Origin of the sequence: Acinetobacter sp. P1(2025) (genome assembly GCF_051390655.1) — a bacterium.
Classification (GTDB): Bacteria; Pseudomonadota; Gammaproteobacteria; order Pseudomonadales; family Moraxellaceae; genus Acinetobacter; species Acinetobacter junii.
Genome location: NZ_JBPKBJ010000016.1, coordinates 19,656 through 40,436, shown reverse-complemented (window position 1 = coordinate 40,436; position 20,781 = coordinate 19,656). Strand labels below are relative to the sequence as shown.

Below are 20,781 nucleotides of genomic sequence, written 5' to 3'. Positions count from 1 at the left end.
TTTGTGCAGTGTTTAGGGTCTGTTGACATTTCACATCTAGCTGCGACAGCCCCCCATTAAATCTACGAATGGATTCTCTATGATTTATCAATTTTATCAACGCCGAATCTTTCCGCATTTACTCAATCAAGTCATGCAAACGGGCAGTTTGATGGATAAACGACGCGAATTACTCATTCCGATCGAAGGTGAAATTCTCGAAATTGGTTTTGGTACAGGTCTCAACATTCCATTTTATGGCAATGTAGATACCCTGTATGCACTTGAGCCAAATCCAGATATTTATCATTTGGCGATTGAGCGTGTTCAGAATGCACCTTTCCACGTGAAACACGTCCAATCCAGTGCTGAAAAATTACCATTTGCTGATGCATCGCTAGACCATATTATTTCGACATGGACGCTGTGTAGTATCCCAAAACTGGAACAGGCATTAGCTGAAATCTATCGTGTGCTTAAACCTACAGGAACATTTCATCTCGTTGAGCATGTCAAACATCCAGAATCGGTAAAAATGCAATCTTTACAAACCTTACTGACTCCGATTCAGAAGCGCATTGGAGATGGTTGTCATTTAAATCGGGATATCGAACGGAGCCTAGCGCAAGCAAAATTCAAATTTATTGAAAAGCAATATTTTGATGCTGAGGGGATTCCTGCGATCGCACAAAAGATGCTACTTGCACGAGTGCAAAAGATTTTGTTGAATCCTTGAACTAATCATCAAAGTCGATCCGCAAAGTTTCAAAACGGACTCGACCTTCTCGAACAGCTTGAGCAATCGCCTGTTGTCCTTTGCTCAAGCGCGCACCACCACTTTTGATATCTAATAAAATCACTTCAATATCCTCTGCATCGCCATCCCCATCACGAAAATCGGTGTAGCCATCAAACACCACATAATCGACAGGATCACCGAGAAATTTGGCATCACTAGGTAAATATTGAAACTCAGGTAAGATCGGGGCAAATTGCTCAGCCATTTTTCCTTTTAAGACTGCACGACTGGTATTCACACTACGCTTTTGAGCATCTAACAATGCCTGTTTATGCTCTAGTTCCAATTCAGCAATATATTTCTCATATTCAGCTTGAATACGACCATTGCGGCTATTTGATAAAATGAGAGTGGTAATCACAACCCCTATACAGCCACCAATCAACATCGCAAGCCAAACCGACATAAGTCTTTCCTTTTTCAATAACGCTGCTATTTAACTGCAACATTAAACTTTTGTCATGTGTAGCACACTCTGTTCAAAAAGATGCTAAGGTATAGTGGAATACAAAACACACGTTAAAAAATCTAATTTCATGAAGACAATATTAATCGCAAATCAAAAAGGCGGCTGTGGTAAAACAATGACGGCGATTACGCTCGCCACTGCGCTCTCACAAAAAGGTTATAAAGTCGCTCTCGCAGATGCAGATAATCAAAAATCATCCTTACAATGGCTCAAACAACGCCCCGACTCTGTCACTAATATTCAAAGTCTCGATTGGCGACATGAGAAATCAATCGGCGAAGCTCCCAAAAATCTCGATTATTTAATTATTGATGCGCCTGGCGCTTTATCTGGTGAACATGCTGAACAATTGGTAAGCGAAGCACATGCGATTGTGACACCATTACAACCTTCATTTTTCGATATTGATAGTACACGCCGTTTTCTCAAGCATCTTCACGAGATTAAACGTATTCGCAAGGGAAAAGTACAAATCTTATTGGTCGCAAATCGAGTCAAACCGAATAGCGCGAGCTCTAAAGATATCCAAGATTTCTTTAACAAGATTGAACAAGAACCTGTGGCATGGATATCAGAAAGAAGTGCGTATGGAACATTAGCCATGCAGGGTTTAAGTGTTTTTGATAAACCACAAAAAAACTTTGTCAGCATCCAACATCAATGGCAACCTGTTTTAAACCAATTGGTCGATGACCCGAGCGAATGGTTCTAAACACTGTATCTAAAGCTAATCTTTTGATCTTTAATGCTGAAATCCTATAGTGAAAATTTCACTCAGGGTATTTTTCAGTTAATATGGTTTCAATTATCTTTTGGCACTAGAGAAAACCATGGTGCAACAATACGCTCCAACACTACAACGCGTTTTGCTGTTTGGATTGTTTTTTGTTTTATTGTTTTTGGGCTTTAGTATTCTTAAATACTTTATTGTCCCTGTTCTTTGGGCGGCTATTATCGCCTATATGACATGGCCCGTTTATTTATGGGTACAACGTCGTTTTTTTGGTGAGAACCGCCCTACACTGAACGCTACTATTATGATTACACTTGTAATTTTAGTGATCGGTATCCCATTTATTTTTGCGATTTTCATGCTGCAACTCGAAGGTCGTAATTTATATTTTAATCTACAAAAACAATTATTTTCAGGACACATTCAAGTCCCAGATTTTATTCGTAACCTCCCCATCATTGGCAAAGACATCAGTCGTACAGTCAATGAATTAAGTGCTGATCCGAATAGTATTACCAAAAATGTCGCTGAATGGATTCAAGGTCATCTCAGCTACGGTCGTTTTGTCTTGAGCGAGATTAGTCGTAACCTCGTCAAACTTACGTTTGCCATTATGACCTTGTTCTTCTTTTATCGGGATGGTCAGCTGATTCTGTCACAAGTGAGTCGTGCACTTGAAATGGTGATTGGTCCTCGTGTGCATCATTATCTTGAAACGATTTCAGAAACAACACGTGCAGTCGTTTACGGTGTAGGTTTAACCGCTGTAGCTCAAGCAATTTTGGCAGGTCTAAGCTATTTTGTAGCTGATGTACCCAACCCAATGTTGTTGACTATGGTGACATTTATCTTGGCATTGATTCCTTTTGGAACTCCAATTTCATATCTCAGCGTCGGTTTATGGTTATTTGCTCAAGGTCAAACAGTTGAAGCAATCGGTGTTGTGTTATGGGGCTTATTAGTCGTCAGCAGCTCAGATAATGTGATTCGACCACTCGTGATTTCAGGAGCAACAAAAATCCCATTCATCTTAATCATGTTTGGTGTATTGGGTGGTATTGCCAGCTTTGGATTGGTCGGCTTATTTATTGGTCCAGTGATTTTGGCAATCTTATTAGCGATTTGGCGCGAATGGCTACATGAAAATGTTCAAGAACCTATTGCTGCGATCGAAGCGCCACCAGAAACTAAATCCTAAATGCGATTTTGACCATTTATCTTGTCATACAGAATCTAGCTTGCGCGTTATCCCAGACTTTGTTTGAATCAATCAAATAAAGACAAAATAGATAAGGATAATTCGCAATGCTTTCAACCTTAAAACGGTATACAGTTTTTAGTGCAATCATGATGAGTATCAGCGCATGCTCATCAATTCCCTTAGACAATAATGCCGCAAAAATTCAGAAACAGCCCACTAGCTACGACCATAAATATTTAATCCCAATCCATCAGGTAAGCGCCGATGGTATAGGTGCTTCGATTGGCACAGTATCCTTCCAAGAAAGTCCAAGTGGTCTGATCATCACCCCTGCATTGTGGAAACTTCCATCGGGTGAACATGGTTTTCATATTCACGAGAAGCCGTCATGTGAAGCTGCAATGAAAGATGGAAAAATGGGTGCAGCACTGGCAGCGGGCGGTCATTACAATCCTGACAATATTGCCCATCACGGCACGCCAGAAAATGGTCATTTAGGTGATCTACCTGCACTCACTGTCAATGAAAAAGGCTTTGCAACCCAAGCCGTTATCGCACCTCGATTAAAGCTCTCCGATATTCAGGGACGTGCGATTATGATTCATGCAGGTGGGGATAATTATTCTGACACACCTAAACCCCTTGGTGGAGGTGGTGAAAGAATTGCTTGTGGTGTGATCAAATAAAGATTGTGGGTATCTCAAAAGATATCCACAATTTAGGATTTTATTCACTTAATTTATCTATAAAGATGAATATAAATAAAAGATGAGCACGAATTTTGCTTAGTTTTATTAAATGAAAAATCAACAAAAATGGGTTGAAAAATTGACTCAATATCTTGATCAGCACATTATTTTAGCTACGCAATATGGCTATATGATGATGAATCAACACATAGCAGAATATAGTCGTGAATAGTCTTTATCATCTTTTTAATCGATTCCGATCAAACTCGATTCTACTGTATTGCCTACAAATTTTGATTGTGTTGACAGGCACTACATTGGTGTTGCACGGATTGGGACTAGGTCAATTCATTGTTCCTGTTACATTAGGCGCAATTGCGGCTGCCCTCACAGACTTCGATGATCGTCTGAGTATTCGGCTACGCAATTTGGTCTATGTCTGTGTGCTGTTCTTTAGTGTTAGTACCATTTTAGAATTTTTAGCACCTTATAAATTTTGGTTTATCGTTTACCTTAGCCTATCCAGTGCAGCACTGATTCTCATGGGTGCTTTAGGTCAACGTTATGCGACGATTTCATTTGGTACGATTCTCCTTTCGATTTACACCATGTTTGGTCTAGGTGAATATGCAAATTGGTATCAACAACCAAGTTATTTTGTCATCGGTGCTGTGTGGTACGGATTGACCTCGATCTTATTTTTTATGATTCGACCAACCCTGCCCTTACAGGAGAAGATTTCAACGATTTTCAAAGAAATGGGGGAACTGCTACAGAGCAAAGCCAAGTTGTTTGATCCAGATAATGTCGACAATGTTGAAACACTATTATTTGAACTCTCACAAAAAAATGCGCAGGTGGTGAATAGTCTAAATCAAGCAAAACAATCCTTACTTTCTCGACTTAAATCCTCACGCATCAATAACAGCAGTATCTATTGGCTAAACTTATATTATTTTGCGCAAGATATTCATGAACAAGTCACCTCTAATTATTTGCACTATGAAAAAATCCATCAGAACTTTAGCCGTAGCGATTTAATTTTTCGTATTCAAAAAAATATGTTTCTACAAGCAACTGCCTGCAAAAAACTGAGTCAGGCTTTGCTACATAAAAGTACTTATCAAAATACCCCACTCGCTGATGCTGCGCTTGCTCAATTGGAAGAATCCATGCAAGACTGGATTGCTCAACATCCACATAATCTTGAAGTTAAAAACCTAGAACTGATTCTGAATAACTTAAAAAGTATTCATGAACAATTTGCTCAACTGCAATTTCAACAAAACATCGAAATACGATCAACACAACATCAACAAGCTCATCTCAATTTACTGGATGAGGATATTCAAGGCTTTCAGGATTTATTGTTAAAACTAAAACAACATCTAAGTCCTCAGTCTGCTTTATTTCGTCATGCAATTCGCTTAGCTATTGTCTTTGCCGTAGGTTATGCCGTGTCCTTGATGCCTTTTGCAAAAAATGGCTATTGGATTTTATTGACCAGTTTGTTCGTTTGTCAGATCACTTACTTTGCCACCAAAAGTCGCTTAAAACTTAGAACGATTGGCACGTTGTTGGGTGTGCTTTTAGGTGTGCCCGTTCTTTATTTTGTACCTAGCATCGAAGGTCAATTGGTCATTACCGTAATTTGCGGGGTGTATTTTTTCTATTTACGTCAAAAAAAATATGCCCTCGCAACAGTGATGGCAACGCTGATGGTGTTGTTAATTTTCAATTTGAAAGGCGCAGGTTTCAGCATTATTTTACCGCGTATCATTGACACGTTGATCGGCTGTGCAATCGCATGGCTAGCGGTTAACTTCATATGGCCAGATTGGAATTTCCGAAATATTCCTGAAAATATCCGCAAAAGCAGTCAAGCAACGCTCAATTATTTGCATGCAGTCGTCCATCAATATCATCAAGGTCGCTCCAACGATCTTGAGTATCGAAAAGCTCGTCGTGCCGCCCATAATGCTCAGATTGAATTATCTAATATGATTTCTAGTCTGAGTACAGAACCTGAACCAAACCAAGAACTCATTCACTATGCATTTCGCTATTTGGTCTACAGTCATAGTCAGTTGAGCTATGTTTCAGCACTGGGTCATCAACGTGTGCAAATTCAAGATCAAAATATTTTGAAGCTATTAGACCAGAGTGAAATATTGCTTAATCAAACATTGATCGAAAGGCAAGCGCTTCCAGAAAAGCACATCCAAGAGATGTTTAGCGAAATTGATCGTTTAAATTCAATGGCTCAAGTCTCAGAACAACATCAACTATTGTTAAAACAAATGACGCTATTGCTTGAGACTCTGCCTGAATTGGTGATGTTAAAAAATAGATTACTTGAACTAGAAATTAAGTAGCGCGTTTAGCTCAACGCTATTTAATGAATGCCTTGTTGCAGCCTTGTTTGCATATAATGTTTAAGTACCATTCGAGGTATGCCAAACCAAAAAGCTATCAAGGCAAAACTCGTCAATACAAATGCCCAAATATGGAAATAAGTATATAGCAGACGAACCACTTCAATAATTGAGAAGAAGCTCACCATCATCAATATTGAAACCGCAGCTGCAACCGTTCCTTTCGATACTTCAGAAGACATCAATGCAAAACGATAAATCACTGAAAAGCTAATTCCCTCACCAAAACTAATTAAGGTCATACCGATCAGCAAACAAGGCACTAAATAGGTTTGCCAAATCACACCGAGCATCAAAAATAAAGTACCTACCAGCATAATCGGCAAACCCATTAAAATGGTTTTACCAAGTGCATAACGATCCATAATTTTGATCAGAACGATATTGCCTGCAATCAAACCAAAAAACACAGGAAACTGCGCCAAGCCATATTGCACACTACTCAGCTTTAACTCATCCACGAGAATAATCGGTGACAAAGCAATCCACAGCATCAGTGGCATTCCTACAATCGGTAATGCAACACTTAAACCTAAAAACTGGCGATTACTAAATACTTGTTTGAAATCATCCCAGATATAACCAAAGGGCTGCTTCGCTTGTTTACGACTTTCTTGCGAGGCTGGCATAAATTTATTTAAGCCGAACCAACTGAGAAAAGAAATAAAAGCAATCGCCACAAAGCCCCAGTGCCATGACACATAATCAATCAGGAACGCGCCCAATACAGGTCCAAGCAAAGGCGCAAGCAAGGAGATATTTGCCATCAATGCCATGACTTTAATCGCATCACGCTCTTCAAAAGTTTCTTGAATTGCCGCATATCCAACTGCTGATATCACACTTAAACCAATACCCTGCAAGAAGCGCAAGGTCAGGAATTGTTGAATATTATGGGTCAATAAAATCAACAAACAGCAAATCGTAAAAAAAGCTACACCGGCCAATAGGACTTTCTTGCGTCCAAGCCGATCTGAAAGTGGTCCCAGTAACCAAGCGACACTAGCACCACCCAACAAGTAAAATGACATTGAAGATGGTGCCCAAGTTGCGCTAACTGCAAATTGCTCTGTGATCGCCAACATCGCTGGCTGAATCAAGTCATTACCGATATAAACTGAAAACTCAAATAGCACTAAAGCCAATGGAAACATGAGCGTTATACGGTTTAACGTCATGCTTTGATTATTCGTCATCATGTTTTATTCACAAAAATAACCAATTCGTGTGCCGTCTATTTCCCTGAAAAAAAAAGAAAATAGATTCCGCACCACATCATTTTATGGTTTTGATTTAAATTAAATTTTGATTTCCATGCAGTGAGAGCGCATGTAAAAGTGTGAAAACACCGTATTCACAAGGTGTATTAAGAAAACAATTTATTTACGTGAGATTGGTAAAAAGTTTTACCTATTGGAAAAATTCCCAAGCGCAACTTTAGCACTTTTTAAAAATGACCGCAATTTAAGCAAAGCAAATCAATTGTGTGGATATGTGAATAACCAAAAAGTTATCCACAATTCTGCTCAACTTTCACACGACCTTAAAAGATAACTCACCATTTAAGGACATAGCTCAAACTGGAAAGTCTTGGTATTCCCTCCTCGAGCACATTGATAGCTTTGTTTTTTATTCACCACTTTCCAAGTCTCTTGATCACGTTTTAACTGATATTCAGTGCGAATAGCCGCTACCGAATCATCTAACTGCGCTTGCTCTACGGTAATCTCAGCATCTGTAGGATTTTCAGCACTATTAAATTGCTGATCAATTTTGAGATTAGTTTCATCATGAAACAAATTGGGTTGGTCAAGTAGTACTGCATGCATCGCTGTACTTTTTTGCACTGCAGCTTGTTGTTGCGACTGAGCAATCGGTTGATTACATGCAGTCAAAAAAATTCCACATCCTAAAATAATCCAAAGTTTATGCATTTTGTAGTCTTCCGATTTGCATTATTCTTTTATGCTACTATGCAAAAATGAACTGTCGAATAACAAAATGTATGCGACATATGAGAGATTTGTTGTATTTATCAATGCTTTGATAACAATTGTGATCCTCAAAATAAAACAAACCCATAACATCAATATCAGAAATTTTTGGGCATACACACATGTCAGATTTAGCAAAAAAGTTAACTCTAATTTTAATCATAAGCAGTTCAGTAATTGCTTGTTCTAAAAAAGAAGAAGCGCCTTCAGGTGAGGCTGCAATGGCCACTGAAAGTGCTGCCGCAGCGCAAGATACATCTCAAAGTCAGACTGCAAAAAATCCTGAGCAATTACTCAGCGATCAGCAAAGCACCCTAGAACAAAGCCGACAATTAGTAAAAACAGCTCAACTACAATTTGAAGTCAAAGATGTTCAAAAAACGACGGCTATACTTGAACAGCAACTCCTCAAACAAAATGGCTATATCGAAGAAAAACAAGTGAATTATCAGGTTAGTGATAGTTCGCAGCGCGAACGTCTCGATGGTCATATAGATGTATATGAAAAAATCATCCCTACCGTACAACTTACGATTCGTGTTCCAAATGAACAAGTTACTGCCTTTTTGAATAGCCTATTGCCTTTGATGCTCAACTTTAATAATCAAAGCTATGAAGCTAAGCGATATGAACTGAAACTGTTAGAAGAAAAACTTAATACAGCAAATCAAAGCCCTAGCACATCGAATACAGTCAATAATCAACTTCAACAATTGACTCAACTTGAGGTTAAAGATCGATTGACTTACAGCACAATACGCATCGAATATTTTCAACAAGCACAAGTTCGCAAAACTCAAGATTTAAACATTCATCGTATTGCGCATCTCGATAGCGAACCTTTAATGACTCGGATAGCCGATGCATTCAAAATTGGGCTTTCTTATTTTAAAGAAACTATTTTGTGGTTGATCCAATTCTGGGCATTTTTCCTTGTAATCGTTGCAGTTTGGTTTATTCGTAAAGCCTATAAATCTAGAAAACAAAACAGCTAATTATTGATTTTTGATCAATAGTATTTTGCTTATTTACGCATTTTTACTCATGAATAGATTCTCTAAAATGCACTCAAGTTTTAGAAATCTATTTTTGAGTTTAATTTTATGAGCAATATTTTAATTATTAATGGCGCGAAACAATTCGCTCACTCAAATGGTGAATTGAATGACACCCTGACTGACTTTTCAGAATCATATTTAAAAGCTTTAGGTCATACAGTACAAGTGACACGTACCGACAGTGACTATGACATTCAAGCAGAAATTGAAAAATATTTATGGGCAGATGTAGTGATCTATCAAATGCCAGGTTGGTGGATGGGTGCACCATGGACAATGAAAAAATATATTGATGATGTTTTTACGATTGGCCATGGTTCCCTCTATGCAAGCGATGGACGTAGCCGTTCTGATGCTTCTAAAAAGTATGGTTCAGGTGGCTTGATTCAAGGTAAAAAATACATGTTGTCGTTGACATGGAACGCACCAATGGAAGCGTTCACTGATCCTGACCAATTCTTTCACGGTATGGGTGTAGATGGCGTGTATTTACCTTTTCATAAAGCCAATCAATTCTTGGGTATGGAATCATTACCTACATTTATCGTGAATGATGTAATCAAAATGCCTGATGTCCCAAGCTACATCGAAGCTTATAAAGCCCATTTAGATCAGCTTTTTGCGACTGCCCATTAAGAGAGAAATACTATGTTGACAATTATTGCAGAAATTCAGACACATGCAGGTGCAGAACACCGCCAAGCAGTCTTAGATGCATTCCAAAAAATCATTCCAACTGTATTGGCAGAAGAAGGTTGTCACAGTTATGCCCCATTGATTGATCATCTACCAGCGATTGCGATGCAGACGCAAGATGAAAATAGCATTGTGATGTTAGAACAATGGGAAAGTACCGTTCATCTTGAAGCACATATGCAAACGGCGCATATGCTAAAGCATTTTGAAGCGACCAAAGCTCATGTGGCTAATGTCAAAGTGCGTATTTTGGAAAATGGGATTTAGAACAAAGATTGGTTATTTATCAAATCCTCATAAAATATATGATACTCGGTAATGTCATCTGCAACCTGCGTGATTTCAAGAAGATACTGTTTCTGCGATAAATTTTAATTAATACAAGAAGTGAACAGGTTTTGCAGATGACAATGCCTTTGGTTACTTTGGGCAAAACCAAAGTAACTCCAGCCGAAGGCTAATCTTGAATATGAATGAGAACACAATACGACTCCGTCAAGACAAAGAAAAATATAAGCAAATGATTTTACTGATAATAATACTGCTTCAAATGTCGGCTATATTCTGTTAAATAACATTCTAAGCCCTCTCGACGATCAGCTTTTTGCATTTCTTTAACAGCCAATTGCTCTATTTTGGTTTCCAGTAAATTCAGAATAGCGGCTTGTTCCACTTCAGGTAGTTGGGCTTTTTCTTTCTGCTGTTTTTTAATTTCCAAATAATCTTCTGCCCAATGACGTAATGAATCATGCTCAGAGACTTGGGCGAATAAATCGGTAATCAATAATTCTGGCATGACTTCTTGAGTGGCTAACTCTGCCGACATCAAACCACGGATCGAATAAAACACTTTCTTATAAGTAAAATTATCCGCAGTTTGCATCACTTTCATACCACCTTTTGCCAGTGATAAATAGTGATGATACAAAGCACTGTAATCGATTCGTTCTAGCAATCCATCGCGAAAGGTTTGCCACTCTGGAAAAGCATTAAAATAAACAATATGTGCTCTGACCCATTCCAATACCGTTGGGTTACTTTTTGCCAATAAGCCAAACATTTTGTCGAGATCATAAGAAACGAAATCAAAATCACCGTCCATGATTTCGATTAGATCACGGTACTTTTTATAATCAAAATATTGCTCTTTACTCGGTAAATGAAAACCGCGTACATCATAGTCGCTGTCAGGGCTGGCCATACCCCATAAACGACTACCACTTTCGATATAAAATAATGGAATGTCTTGGCGCTGTTGAAACAGTTTTTCGATTTCGTGATGGATGTTCATGTTAATTTTACTTCTATTTAAAAAAGTGCACTTACGAAAATACACTTTTTATTTAGCTTTTAATAAATTTGCATAACCTTAATAATTCTTAAGCTTACCTAACCTTTAAGATTATTAAGAATCGTATTATCGGGATTCGTCTGTTGATACCCTCCACCATTATCAACTGTACGATCATAAGCGGTATTTCCGTCACCATCTCGCCAATATCCATCAACTTGAGTACCAGATGATGTTGTATACCCTTCTACATGGTGCGGGTTTACAAAATGTGTATTATCTACATTGCTCCCTTCTACAGCTATACCCGAAGAAGGCGGAATATCAGTGGAATCACCAACGATATTAGTAACACCTGCGACCTCTAGAACCCCAACAGATAAAATAGCTGCTCCACCAATGATTGCAACCTCTTTCAGTGCTGATTTAGCTTTATCCATATCTTCATTGATAACAGCCTCAAAAACATCACCAACTTTATTGGCAGTCACAACAACTCCCCCAACCACACCTTTTGCTGTTGTTACAACAGTATTCCCTAATTGAGAAAGTCCTTGATCTCGCATTTGAGGATTATCATCTAATAAACCTTCAGTTGTCTTGCCAACTCCTGCAGATAGATGATTAAGAATTTTACCTGTTTGATGTGTTGATTCTTTAGCCAAAACCCCTACTTGTTTGAGTGATTCTGCACCTGTTATATCTGAAATAACACCACATGCACCGTTAATGGCTTCACCAGTTAATTTAGCAGTGCCTTCCACAATTTCTCCAAATCCTTTAAAGAATTTTGAAATACTCATATTTTATTATCCTCATTAATTTTATAATTTACTAAAGAATTAAAAAATTTAATTCAATTAATATTTTACCCTGCAAATGTTTTTTTATAAATTTTTATATAAGAAAAACCGCAATATACAATTAAATATATTGCGGTTTTTTTGATTTAAACATCAATTAATTATATAGCTTCTTAAAGATCAAATAACTTCCCTGGGTTCATAATCCCATTCGGATCAAATGCCAATTTCAATGCTTTCATATATTCAATTTCTTCAGGCGAACGTGAATATTCCAAATACGGTTTCTTGGTCATTCCCACACCATGTTCGGCAGAGATCGAACCATCATATTTTTTCACAGTCTCAAACACATATTTATTCACCACCTGACACTTCGCAAAGAATTCGTCTTTAGTTAGGTTTTCAGGTTTTAAAATATTTAAGTGCAAGTTACCGTCACCAATATGACCGAACCAGCAGATTTCAAAGTCTGGATAGTTTTGTGAAACGATCGCATCAATTTCTGAGATAAACGCAGGGACATGCGAAATTAACACTGAAATATCATTCTTATAAGGAATATACGGTGCAATCGATTCCGAAATATCTTCACGTAAACGCCATAAGCTCTGTGCTTGTTCTAAGCTTTGACTCATTACGCCATCAATCACCCAACCTTGTTCCATACAATGCTCAAAAATCTGCATTGCTTTGTCCATAATCGGCTCATACGGCGCTTCAAATTCAAGTAATACATAGAATGGGCAAGTTGTTTCAAATGGACGTTGTACATGACCACGATCCAACACTTTTTGCATTGCCACTTCACCAAAGAACTCGAATGCGGTTAAGTCGATTTCTTTTTGGAAAGCATGTAATACAGGCATCACCGCTTCAAAGTCAGGCGTACCCAATACCATGACTTGTAGGTTTTGTGGTTGACGCTCAAGTTTAATCTCAGCCTCTGTCACCAAACCTAATGTGCCTTCTCCACCGATAAACAAATGCTGCAACGCATAACCCGTCGCATTTTTAATCATGCCTTTGTTTAAACGTAAAATGTCACCTTTACCCGTAACAACCGTTAAACCAAGCACCCAGTTACGTGTCATGCCGTATTTGATAACTTTAATACCGCCTGCATTGGTTCCGATATTTCCACCAATTTGACTAGAACCTGTCGATGCAAAATCTACTGGGTAATACATGCCTTGTTGTTCGGCATAATTTTGCAATTGCTCAGTCACCACGCCTGCTTGAACACGAACCATACGATCCGCTGGCAAGAATTCCAAGATTTGATTCATCTTGTCAAAGCTAATCACGATCTCGCCATTGTTCGCTACCGCACCAGCAGATAAACCTGTACGACCACCTGATGGCGTGATTGCCACTTTAAAACGGTTCGCCAGTTTTACAATCTCTTGAACTTGTTCAGTGCTTGATGGAAAAACGATGACTGATGGGTTCGGATCAAAGTGTTTAGTATGATCTCGTCCCCAATTTTCCAAGCTATCGGCATCAGTTTTAATACGGTTTTCACCCACGATTGCCGTTAAGAGGGTCAATAACTCGGGTGTTAAAGCGACTGGAGCATTCATCGTTTTCAGGCCTAGTAAGAAAGAGATATAGGACTTCTGGATGATCCTGAGTGTATTTCAAGGGCTTGAAAACAAAGGATTCAAAACATCCAAAATATAGAAACGCTAGCGAACTATCAAACTGTCTACACAACGAGTTCGAGCTTCGTATTCCTTTATTTTACATGTAAGCAAGCGAGGGATAAAGCACAGGATAAACATCTCGTCATAACAAAATGTGTATATGAACTAAAATTCATTCGAAACTGAAAAAATCTCAACAATTATGCTGAGCTAATTTTAAACGAAATATCTATAACACAAAGCTCTATGCTATGATACCGCAACTAAATTTTGGCCTTTGTAGCGGAGCCGTAATGAGCCAACATCTATCACTACCTAAAGACAAAATCCGTTTCCTTTTGCTTGAAGGTGTGCATCAAAATGCCATCGATACATTAAACGCTGCGGGTTATACCAACATCGATTACCACAAAACTGCGCTTGAAGGCGAAGCTTTGAAAGAAGCGATCAAAGATGCGCACTTTATTGGTATTCGTTCGCGTACTCAATTGACTGAAGAAATCTTTGAAGCAGCGAATAAATTGATTGCGGTTGGTTGTTTCTGTATTGGTACTAACCAAGTTGATTTAAAAGCAGCAATGTCTCGTGGTATTCCTGTTTTCAACGCACCGTATTCGAATACGCGTTCTGTAGCAGAATTGGTTCTTGCTGAAGCAATTTTATTACTTCGTCGTGTACCTGAAAAATCAAAAGATACGCATGCAGGTGGTTGGAACAAATCGGCTGTTGGTTCATACGAAACTCGTGGTAAAACATTAGGTATCGTAGGTTACGGTTCTATCGGCTCTCAACTTTCAGTTTTAGCTGAAAGCTTAGGTATGAAAGTTTGCTATTATGATGCGGTAACTAAATTACCGTTAGGTAATGCACGCCAAGTCGGTTCTTTGGATGAGCTTTTAGAAACTGCTGATGTGGTTTCTTTACACGTTCCTGATGTTCCTTCTACGCGTAACTTCTTCAAGAAAGAACAGTTTGCGAAAATGAAGCCTGGTTCAATCTTCATCAATGCTGCACGTGGTACATGTGTAATTATCGAAGATTTAGCTGATGCGATTAAATCTGGTCACATCGCTGGTGCTGCAGTAGACGTATTCCCGAAAGAGCCAAAAGCAAATGGTGAAGAATTCCAATCTCCACTTCGCGGCTTAGACAACGTGATTTTAACACCGCACGTGGGTGGTTCTACGATGGAAGCGCAAGCAAACATCGGTTTAGAAGTTGCTGAAAAATTCGTTGCGTATTCAGATAAAGGTATGACACTTTCTGCGGTGAACTTCCCAGAAATCGCATTACCACTTTCTGATGGTCAACATCGTTTACTTCACATCCACAAAAACGTTCCTGGTGTATTGTCTAAGATCAATACATTGTTCGCTGAACAAGGAATCAATATCTCTGGTCAATCTTTAATGACTAAAGGTGATATCGGTTACTTGGTAATGGATGTTGATGCTTCTGCATCTCAAGAAGCTTTGGATACTCTACATAATGTAGAAGGTACAATCCGAGTACGTGTATTGTTCTAATTTAGACAATTCACTCAAAAGCCACAGCACTTGCTGTGGCTTTTTTATTGGTGATTGAATTATTATGTGAATATTAAACCAATTGTTCCAATAATAAGTGTCCCAATGCTAAAAACACCTGTGCACGCTCTCCTCCTCTTAATGATCGCCATGTTATGTGTACAAGGTAGCGGTTCTTTAGCCAAAATTTTATTTCAAAGTTTTCCAGTATTGACCGTATCCGCAATGCGCCTATGTTTTGGTGCGATCATTTTGGCAATTATTTTTAAAATTTGGACCATCAATTTTAAAGCTGTTCGTTGGAAAGCCATACTCAGCTACGGTATGGCACTAGCAGGAATGAACGCCCTCTTTTATTTATCACTGGAGCGCTTACCTCTAGGCTTGGCTGTTGCTTTTGAATTTATTGGACCTTTGAGCGTAGCACTTTATCATGCTCGCCAAAAATACGATTTCATTTGGGTGGGATGTGCCATTTTAGGCTTGATTCTACTTTTCCCGCTACAGCAAGCTCAGCAAGGATTGGATCTAGTCGGTGTCTTTTTTGCTGTCAGTGCGGGTGCCTGTTGGGCACTTTATATTATTGCGGGACAGAAGCCTTCTGGCATTTCAGGCAATCATACTGTCTGTCTGGGAATGAGTATCGGCATGCTATGTTTATTACCTTTCGCCATCTTTTCAGGGGCGCTTGACCGTGTCGTTGAATTGCCAAATATCTATTATTTTATTGGACTGGCAATCTTAGCAAGTGCATTGCCCTTTACTTTAGAAATGATCGCTTTAAGAAGCCTAACTCCTTTAAGTTTTGGAACACTCATGAGTCTTGAACCTGCCGTAGCCGCATTATCAGGATTTATTTTTCTGGGTGAGACTTTATTGTGGAATCAATGGCTTGCGCTTGGCACGATTATCATCGCATCGATCGGTTGTACATTTACCACTCAACATGCTCGACAGCAAAAAGTGAATAAATAAAATGAAAGCGTTCCACCACGATGTACCGTCTTCAACTTATAATCAAACCACCTATCTTGTAGGTATTTTTTACTTTGCTTTTGTAGATCTTCCATGAAAAATATCCAGTTGGTCGCGGTGCTGTACATGGTTCTTTCCATGGTGTCTTATCAAATCAGCGCTTCATTTGCCAAACAACTTATTGCAACACTTGATCCACTGACTGTCACGATTCTGCGACTCTGTTTTGCAACGATTTTGGTTGCGATCATGTTCCGCTCATGGAAAGTATTATCTAAGCTAAAGTATTTAAAATGGCGTGATTTATTACTTTATAGTGCATCCTTAGGTTGTATGAATATTTTGTTTTATACATCTTTAGGCAAACTGCCTCAAGGGATTGCTGTAGGCCTAGAATTCATCGGTCCTTTAGGATTAGCATTACTATCAATCAAACAGCGTAGTGATTATATTTGGGTGGTTTTTGCTATCTTAGGAATCGCATTAATGGTTCCTTGGCACGATGCGAACTCGGAAAATTTCTCCTATTTTGGAGCTGCTTGCGCTTTAAGTGCTGGACTCTTTTGGGCCTTATATATTTATTTTGGGCATCGCGTGGTACAGCAAAATATTGGGATGCATGCGCTTACTATTGCGATTGGTTTGTCTGCACTGACCTTATTACCATTCGGACTTTGGAACAACACGCCTGCCTTAATTGATACGCAATATTGGGGCAAAGCCCTAGTGATTGCAGTATTAGCCACTGCCATTCCTTATGCGCTTGATTTGATGGCATTGAAACGCTTAAGCAAACTCAGTTATGGAACACTAACGAGTCTTGCACCTGCTTTAGCAGCATTAGCAGGACTCTTCATACTGCATGAGCAAATTAGTTTGATTCAATGGATCGCTCTTCTTTGTATCATGATCGCATCAATTGGAGTGACCTTACGTGGTGAAAAATCACAACCACAGTAAGATCACTTCTTAAACTTTAAATAGAGAAAAATTAGGCATCTGAACGTTTATATTTTTTATATTCAGCTAGATATTTCTTACCTAGTTTTTCCTTCTCACTATCTGCCAAAATTTTTCCTGCTTGTTGGAAAAACTTATGTTCCTCTTCTTTTAAATGATGATGTACCTTTTCACTTAATTGTTTTGCTGTCGCTAACCAACTTGGATTGCTCATGTCGGTTTCTTCTAATTTTTCTACCAATTCATCCATTTCATGATGTTCAGCCAATGCATGCCGAGTAATATCTAAACCCACATCATCAAACATCAATGGAATATACAAATAACGATCTTCAGCAACTGAGTGGGCATATAATTCATTTTTGAGCAAATCAAAAAGTTCTTTACGCTCATCACTCGATCCACTGGTGGTAATTAATTGATTCGCTAAACTACGTTGTTGTTCATGGCTTTCTCGAAGTGCTTCAAATATATTCATTTTTACCTCTAAGATTGGCGAACAACCACAGTACGAGATAGTAATTATCTTGTTACTGCGGTTTTTGGCTAAACATCCATCTTAGAAAGTGTTGATTTTTTAGACAGCATTATTTAGGTATGTTTTTGTTGTGAAACTTTATCTTTTGGTTCAAACAGTAACTATCATTTGATAACCCAATCGACAAATCAAAATACTCACCAAAATTAAAAACAATATTCTAATAAATCCGCTTCCATATTTTAAAGCAAGGCGTACACCCAACAATGAACCAGCAATATTTGCTAGTGCCATCATTAAACCCAATGCAAATAACACATGACCTGTTGGTATAAAGAAGCTTAATGCCGCAAGATTCGTCATGAAATTGCCAATTTTGGATAGTGCTGAAGCATGCAAGAAATCAACTTGCAAAAAACGAATGAAAAAGAAAATAAAGAAGCTGCCTGTTCCAGGTCCAAAGATTCCATCATAAAAACCAATTGCTAAACTACCGACCGCAGCAAAGATCAACAGTTTAGGAGTAATACGTTGATCCACATGAACTTGCCCAAACTGCTTTTTCATAAAAGTATAAATCGCAATCACGACCAGCATGACCAATACAAAAGGTCTTAGAATATGAGTGGGGATCATGGAGACACAAGCAGCTCCAGCGAAAGAACTTATGAATGCAAAGATGGCTATCACAAGTAAAAGTTTCCAGTTTAATTTGACCCGCCTAGCAAAAGAAAATGCCGCCGATGCAGTACCACAAATTGAAGCAAGCTTATTTGTACCAAATATTGTTGCAGGTGAGGTATTTGGTAGTGCCCCCATTAGGGCAGGGATTTGTATAAGTCCACCGCCACCTACTGCTGCATCAATTGTTCCAGCACAAAAAGCAAAAAAGATTAAACTCAGAATGAGTTCCCACTCCATGAGTTATATCCTTATAAATTCAATAAACGTTTTGGCACTAATCGTTTTTTATCTGTAATTTCAGCTAAGCCCAAACAACGATCACCATTAAACACTAATACTTCCGCTGCCGCTTCGTGATCAATATTACTTTCTTGCCCATTACCAAAATATTTTTCGCGTCCCTCAGGGAGCTGTACACGAGGGAAATGCTCAACGGGTGCATAGACAGGTAGCAATAAAGCATCCCGTTGTTCAAGTGACAAACTTTCCAAATATTCAATGGTATAATTTGGATCAATCTCAAAATGTCCCGTTTGAACACGGTGTAATTTTGTCAAATGTCCGCCACAGCCCAAAGCCTCACCAATATCCTCCCCCAACACACGGATATAAGTTCCTTTTGAACAAGTCACATCCAGAGTTAAGCTATCTTCGGTAAAACTCACTAATCGTAGCTCATAAATCGTAACGGGACGTGCTTCGCGCTCAATCTCAATTCCTTTACGCGCAAGTTCATACAAAGGGCGCCCTTCTCGCTTCAACGCTGAATACATAGGTGGAACTTGCTGAATATCCCCACGGAATTTTGTTAATACCTGCTCAATAGTTTCTTCAGTCAGTTGCGGCACTGCTCGTTGCTGTAAAACTTCACCTTCAACATCACCTGTCACAGTCGTTTCACCCAACTTTACCGTGGTCTGATAACGCTTTGTAGAATCAAGCAAATAATGTGAAAATTTGGTCGCCTCCCCCAAACAAATTGGAAGTAAACCTGTCGCCAATGGGTCTAAAGCACCAGTGTGTCCCGCCTTTTGTGCATTAAACAGATGGCGAACTTTCTGAAGTGCTGAGTTTGAACTCAAACCAAGTGGTTTATTCAATAAAAAAACACCACTTAAATGGCGATAAGAACTTTTTTTCATATACGAAAAATCAAAATCTTAAAAAATCATTTTATCAAAACTATTCATCGGATTTTCAAAAATTAGTCGCTGAAAAAAACAACAAATATGATAGATTTATTTTCGTTTTCGAACCAATAAGCAAATGGATGATGCTTAAATGAATAAAACCAAAACAAATATACTGAAATTTTGTACTATTTTTATCATTTCATTGGTTTTCATGATCATCCTTTATTGGCTATATCCTAAAAGCCAACTCGCCAACAGCAAACCAATTGATCAATCTGTCAACAGTGCTTCTAACTCAAGAAATCAGTCCACTGTCTTAAATCAGAATGATGAAATTTCAAAGCTTAAAAGCTTAAGTCAAAATGATACTGAGATTAATTGTGAGCTGCTATTCGACGCCTCTCAACAATTAATCATTAATGAAAAAACTCGTAATTGCTTTGAATATTTCATTTCTCAGTATGGTGAAAATGAGATCACGACAATTCAAGGACGCTTCCAGTTGTTTGTTACGCAGCATTTTCAAATCGAGCAACAACAACAAATCTTAGAATTATGGTCACGCTATTTAAATTATCGTGAAGCACTGAGTCAACTTCAGCTTCATGAAACTCCACAAGACAACTATCAATATTTCCAAGCTGTTTTTAACGCTATGCAGGATCTAAAGCAAAAGATCTTTTCGAAACGAGAAATCGAGGGATTATTTGGCGCAGAGGATGTTTACCAACAATATACTTTAGATCGAATGCAGATTTTAGAAAACAATACTCTCGATTCGGTAGCAAAGGCTCAACGCTTACAACAACGCTTTGAACAACTTCCCTTAGAATGGCAGGACAATCTAAAGAGCTTAACGCAACTCGAAAATCTTGCTGCTCTCACTCAACAAATTAAAGATAGAAATGGCTCTGCTCAAGAGCTTCGTGAAATGCGTCAAAACCTAGTAGGCGCTGCGGCAACTGAACGTTTAGAAGCGCTTGATCAACAGAGATCAACGTGGAAACAACGTGTGCTGTCCTATCTGAACGCTCGAAAAATGATTGTGGATAGTAATCTCAGCACTGTTGCTAAGGATCAAGCAATTCAAAAACTTAAACAACAGAATTTTCAATCATCTCAAGAACAACAACGCTTACATACGTTTGAAACAATCTATGACCAAGGAGGAGTATTACCATTTAGCCAATAAAAACTAGACATTGAAAATGCTATTCCGCACGGATGCAATG

The 20,781-nt window shown here is 38.5% G+C and carries 22 protein-coding genes; 13 read left to right on the top strand and 9 right to left on the bottom strand.

The annotated features are described in order from the left end of the window. Window positions 1–79: 79 nt before the first annotated feature. A complete protein-coding gene (locus ACSC97_RS06160) occupies window positions 80–715 on the top strand; it encodes a class I SAM-dependent methyltransferase (protein WP_004951672.1) in 636 nt (211 codons plus the stop codon). A gap of 1 nt (window position 716) precedes the next feature. Here ACSC97_RS06160 and ACSC97_RS06155 read toward each other — a convergent pair whose 3' ends face one another. Continuing rightward, window positions 717–1,184: a Holliday junction resolvase-like protein gene (locus ACSC97_RS06155; RefSeq protein ID WP_004909502.1), complete on the bottom strand. Its 468-nt coding sequence runs from the start codon at window positions 1,182–1,184 to the stop codon at window positions 717–719. Between the two features lie 130 nt (window positions 1,185–1,314). On the opposite strand from ACSC97_RS06155, the gene ACSC97_RS06150 reads away from it, so the two are divergent. The 5 genes from ACSC97_RS06150 to yccS all read left to right on the top strand — a co-directional run bounded on the left by ACSC97_RS06150 (window position 1,315) and on the right by yccS (window position 6,245). Next, complete coding sequence (locus ACSC97_RS06150) at window positions 1,315–1,959, top strand: ParA family protein (protein ID WP_004909505.1); 645 nt, start codon at window positions 1,315–1,317, stop codon at window positions 1,957–1,959. Window positions 1,960–2,080: 121 nt separating this feature from the next. Continuing rightward, complete coding sequence (locus ACSC97_RS06145; RefSeq protein ID WP_130575322.1) at window positions 2,081–3,178, top strand: AI-2E family transporter; 1,098 nt, start codon at window positions 2,081–2,083, stop codon at window positions 3,176–3,178. A 107-nt stretch (window positions 3,179–3,285) separates the two neighbouring features. Continuing rightward, window positions 3,286–3,867, top strand: coding sequence for a superoxide dismutase family protein (gene sodC / locus ACSC97_RS06140; protein ID WP_004964458.1), 582 nt, complete (start codon window positions 3,286–3,288; stop codon window positions 3,865–3,867). A gap of 112 nt (window positions 3,868–3,979) precedes the next feature. After that, window positions 3,980–4,102, top strand: coding sequence for a hypothetical protein (locus ACSC97_RS06135; protein WP_265596795.1), 123 nt, complete (start codon window positions 3,980–3,982; stop codon window positions 4,100–4,102). After that, complete coding sequence (gene yccS / locus ACSC97_RS06130; protein WP_436659905.1) at window positions 4,095–6,245, top strand: YccS family putative transporter; 2,151 nt, start codon at window positions 4,095–4,097, stop codon at window positions 6,243–6,245. The genes ACSC97_RS06135 and yccS overlap by 8 nt, the downstream gene beginning before the upstream one ends. 20 nt (window positions 6,246–6,265) lie before the next feature. Here yccS and ACSC97_RS06125 read toward each other — a convergent pair whose 3' ends face one another. Both ACSC97_RS06125 and ACSC97_RS06120 read right to left on the bottom strand, forming a co-directional pair. Then, on the bottom strand, window positions 6,266–7,501 hold the full coding sequence (locus ACSC97_RS06125) for an MFS transporter (RefSeq protein ID WP_436659930.1): 1,236 nt from the start codon (window positions 7,499–7,501) through the stop codon (window positions 6,266–6,268). A 366-nt stretch (window positions 7,502–7,867) separates the two neighbouring features. Then, complete coding sequence (locus tag ACSC97_RS06120; RefSeq protein WP_004951657.1) at window positions 7,868–8,239, bottom strand: hypothetical protein; 372 nt, start codon at window positions 8,237–8,239, stop codon at window positions 7,868–7,870. Between the two features lie 182 nt (window positions 8,240–8,421). On the opposite strand from ACSC97_RS06120, the gene ACSC97_RS06115 reads away from it, so the two are divergent. The 3 genes from ACSC97_RS06115 to ACSC97_RS06105 all read left to right on the top strand — a co-directional run bounded on the left by ACSC97_RS06115 (window position 8,422) and on the right by ACSC97_RS06105 (window position 10,320). Then, window positions 8,422–9,294, top strand: coding sequence for a DUF4349 domain-containing protein (locus ACSC97_RS06115; RefSeq protein WP_436659903.1), 873 nt, complete (start codon window positions 8,422–8,424; stop codon window positions 9,292–9,294). A 108-nt stretch (window positions 9,295–9,402) separates the two neighbouring features. Next, window positions 9,403–9,993, top strand: a complete 591-nt coding sequence (locus ACSC97_RS06110) for an NAD(P)H-dependent oxidoreductase (protein WP_436659901.1) — start codon at window positions 9,403–9,405, stop codon at window positions 9,991–9,993. 12 nt (window positions 9,994–10,005) lie between these two features. Further along, window positions 10,006–10,320 carry a putative quinol monooxygenase gene (locus ACSC97_RS06105; RefSeq protein ID WP_436659899.1) on the top strand — a complete coding sequence of 105 codons (315 nt, stop codon included), beginning with the start codon at window positions 10,006–10,008 and terminating at the stop codon, window positions 10,318–10,320. Window positions 10,321–10,579: 259 nt separating this feature from the next. On the opposite strand, the gene ACSC97_RS06100 is transcribed toward ACSC97_RS06105, so the two are convergent. The 3 genes from ACSC97_RS06100 to ACSC97_RS06090 form a co-directional block, all read right to left on the bottom strand. Beyond that, the gene (locus ACSC97_RS06100; protein WP_436659897.1) at window positions 10,580–11,344 is read right to left on the bottom strand and encodes a nucleotidyltransferase domain-containing protein; all 765 of its coding nucleotides are present in this window, start codon (window positions 11,342–11,344) and stop codon (window positions 10,580–10,582) included. A gap of 98 nt (window positions 11,345–11,442) precedes the next feature. Then, window positions 11,443–12,108, bottom strand: a complete 666-nt coding sequence (locus ACSC97_RS06095; RefSeq protein ID WP_151711286.1) for a hypothetical protein — start codon at window positions 12,106–12,108, stop codon at window positions 11,443–11,445. A gap of 212 nt (window positions 12,109–12,320) precedes the next feature. Further along, window positions 12,321–13,730, bottom strand: a complete 1,410-nt coding sequence (locus ACSC97_RS06090) for an FAD-binding oxidoreductase (protein WP_005403295.1) — start codon at window positions 13,728–13,730, stop codon at window positions 12,321–12,323. 356 nt (window positions 13,731–14,086) lie between these two features. Between ACSC97_RS06090 and serA the strand changes: the two genes are divergently transcribed. From serA to ACSC97_RS06075, 3 genes are all read left to right on the top strand, one after another. Further along, entirely contained in the window at window positions 14,087–15,319 is a 1,233-nt protein-coding gene (serA, locus tag ACSC97_RS06085; protein ID WP_004909533.1) for a phosphoglycerate dehydrogenase, read from the top strand. Between the two features lie 105 nt (window positions 15,320–15,424). Continuing rightward, window positions 15,425–16,294, top strand: coding sequence for an EamA family transporter (locus tag ACSC97_RS06080; RefSeq protein WP_004951636.1), 870 nt, complete (start codon window positions 15,425–15,427; stop codon window positions 16,292–16,294). A gap of 93 nt (window positions 16,295–16,387) precedes the next feature. After that, window positions 16,388–17,254, top strand: a complete 867-nt coding sequence (locus ACSC97_RS06075; RefSeq protein WP_004909535.1) for an EamA family transporter — start codon at window positions 16,388–16,390, stop codon at window positions 17,252–17,254. A 31-nt stretch (window positions 17,255–17,285) separates the two neighbouring features. On the opposite strand, the gene ACSC97_RS06070 is transcribed toward ACSC97_RS06075, so the two are convergent. The 3 genes from ACSC97_RS06070 to truB form a co-directional block, all read right to left on the bottom strand. Beyond that, the gene (locus tag ACSC97_RS06070) at window positions 17,286–17,732 is read right to left on the bottom strand and encodes a hemerythrin domain-containing protein (protein ID WP_004909538.1); all 447 of its coding nucleotides are present in this window, start codon (window positions 17,730–17,732) and stop codon (window positions 17,286–17,288) included. A 150-nt stretch (window positions 17,733–17,882) separates the two neighbouring features. Then, window positions 17,883–18,653, bottom strand: coding sequence for a sulfite exporter TauE/SafE family protein (locus ACSC97_RS06065; protein ID WP_005403299.1), 771 nt, complete (start codon window positions 18,651–18,653; stop codon window positions 17,883–17,885). A gap of 11 nt (window positions 18,654–18,664) precedes the next feature. Further along, window positions 18,665–19,558, bottom strand: coding sequence for a tRNA pseudouridine(55) synthase TruB (gene truB, locus ACSC97_RS06060; RefSeq protein ID WP_436659893.1), 894 nt, complete (start codon window positions 19,556–19,558; stop codon window positions 18,665–18,667). A 139-nt stretch (window positions 19,559–19,697) separates the two neighbouring features. Here truB and ACSC97_RS06055 point away from each other — a divergent pair, with 139 nt between their 5' ends. After that, window positions 19,698–20,741 (top strand): lipase secretion chaperone, encoded by a 1,044-nt coding sequence (locus ACSC97_RS06055; protein ID WP_436659891.1) that lies wholly within the window; start codon window positions 19,698–19,700, stop codon window positions 20,739–20,741. The last annotated feature ends 40 nt before the right edge of the window (window positions 20,742–20,781 follow it).

Excerpts from the sequence above, each read along its gene's own strand:
- ACSC97_RS06120 (WP_004951657.1), bottom strand. The coding sequence starts at position 8,239 with ATGCATAAACTTTGGATTATTTTAGGATGTGGAATTTTTTTGACTGCA.
- ACSC97_RS06150 (WP_004909505.1), top strand. The coding sequence starts at position 1,315 with ATGAAGACAATATTAATCGCAAATCAAAAAGGCGGCTGTGGTAAAACA.
- ACSC97_RS06070 (WP_004909538.1), bottom strand. The coding sequence starts at position 17,732 with ATGAATATATTTGAAGCACTTCGAGAAAGCCATGAACAACAACGTAGT.
- serA (WP_004909533.1), top strand. The coding sequence starts at position 14,087 with ATGAGCCAACATCTATCACTACCTAAAGACAAAATCCGTTTCCTTTTG.
- ACSC97_RS06110 (WP_436659901.1), top strand. The coding sequence starts at position 9,403 with ATGAGCAATATTTTAATTATTAATGGCGCGAAACAATTCGCTCACTCA.
- ACSC97_RS06125 (WP_436659930.1), bottom strand. The coding sequence starts at position 7,501 with ATGACGAATAATCAAAGCATGACGTTAAACCGTATAACGCTCATGTTT.
- truB (WP_436659893.1), bottom strand. The coding sequence starts at position 19,558 with ATGAAAAAAAGTTCTTATCGCCATTTAAGTGGTGTTTTTTTATTGAAT.
- ACSC97_RS06080 (WP_004951636.1), top strand. The coding sequence starts at position 15,425 with ATGCTAAAAACACCTGTGCACGCTCTCCTCCTCTTAATGATCGCCATG.
- ACSC97_RS06105 (WP_436659899.1), top strand. The coding sequence starts at position 10,006 with ATGTTGACAATTATTGCAGAAATTCAGACACATGCAGGTGCAGAACAC.
- ACSC97_RS06090 (WP_005403295.1), bottom strand. The coding sequence starts at position 13,730 with ATGAATGCTCCAGTCGCTTTAACACCCGAGTTATTGACCCTCTTAACG.
- sodC (WP_004964458.1), top strand. The coding sequence starts at position 3,286 with ATGCTTTCAACCTTAAAACGGTATACAGTTTTTAGTGCAATCATGATG.
- ACSC97_RS06065 (WP_005403299.1), bottom strand. The coding sequence starts at position 18,653 with ATGGAGTGGGAACTCATTCTGAGTTTAATCTTTTTTGCTTTTTGTGCT.
- ACSC97_RS06100 (WP_436659897.1), bottom strand. The coding sequence starts at position 11,344 with ATGAACATCCATCACGAAATCGAAAAACTGTTTCAACAGCGCCAAGAC.
- ACSC97_RS06115 (WP_436659903.1), top strand. The coding sequence starts at position 8,422 with ATGTCAGATTTAGCAAAAAAGTTAACTCTAATTTTAATCATAAGCAGT.
- ACSC97_RS06135 (WP_265596795.1), top strand. The coding sequence starts at position 3,980 with ATGAAAAATCAACAAAAATGGGTTGAAAAATTGACTCAATATCTTGAT.
- ACSC97_RS06155 (WP_004909502.1), bottom strand. The coding sequence starts at position 1,184 with ATGTCGGTTTGGCTTGCGATGTTGATTGGTGGCTGTATAGGGGTTGTG.
- ACSC97_RS06160 (WP_004951672.1), top strand. The coding sequence starts at position 80 with ATGATTTATCAATTTTATCAACGCCGAATCTTTCCGCATTTACTCAAT.
- ACSC97_RS06075 (WP_004909535.1), top strand. The coding sequence starts at position 16,388 with ATGAAAAATATCCAGTTGGTCGCGGTGCTGTACATGGTTCTTTCCATG.
- ACSC97_RS06055 (WP_436659891.1), top strand. The coding sequence starts at position 19,698 with ATGAATAAAACCAAAACAAATATACTGAAATTTTGTACTATTTTTATC.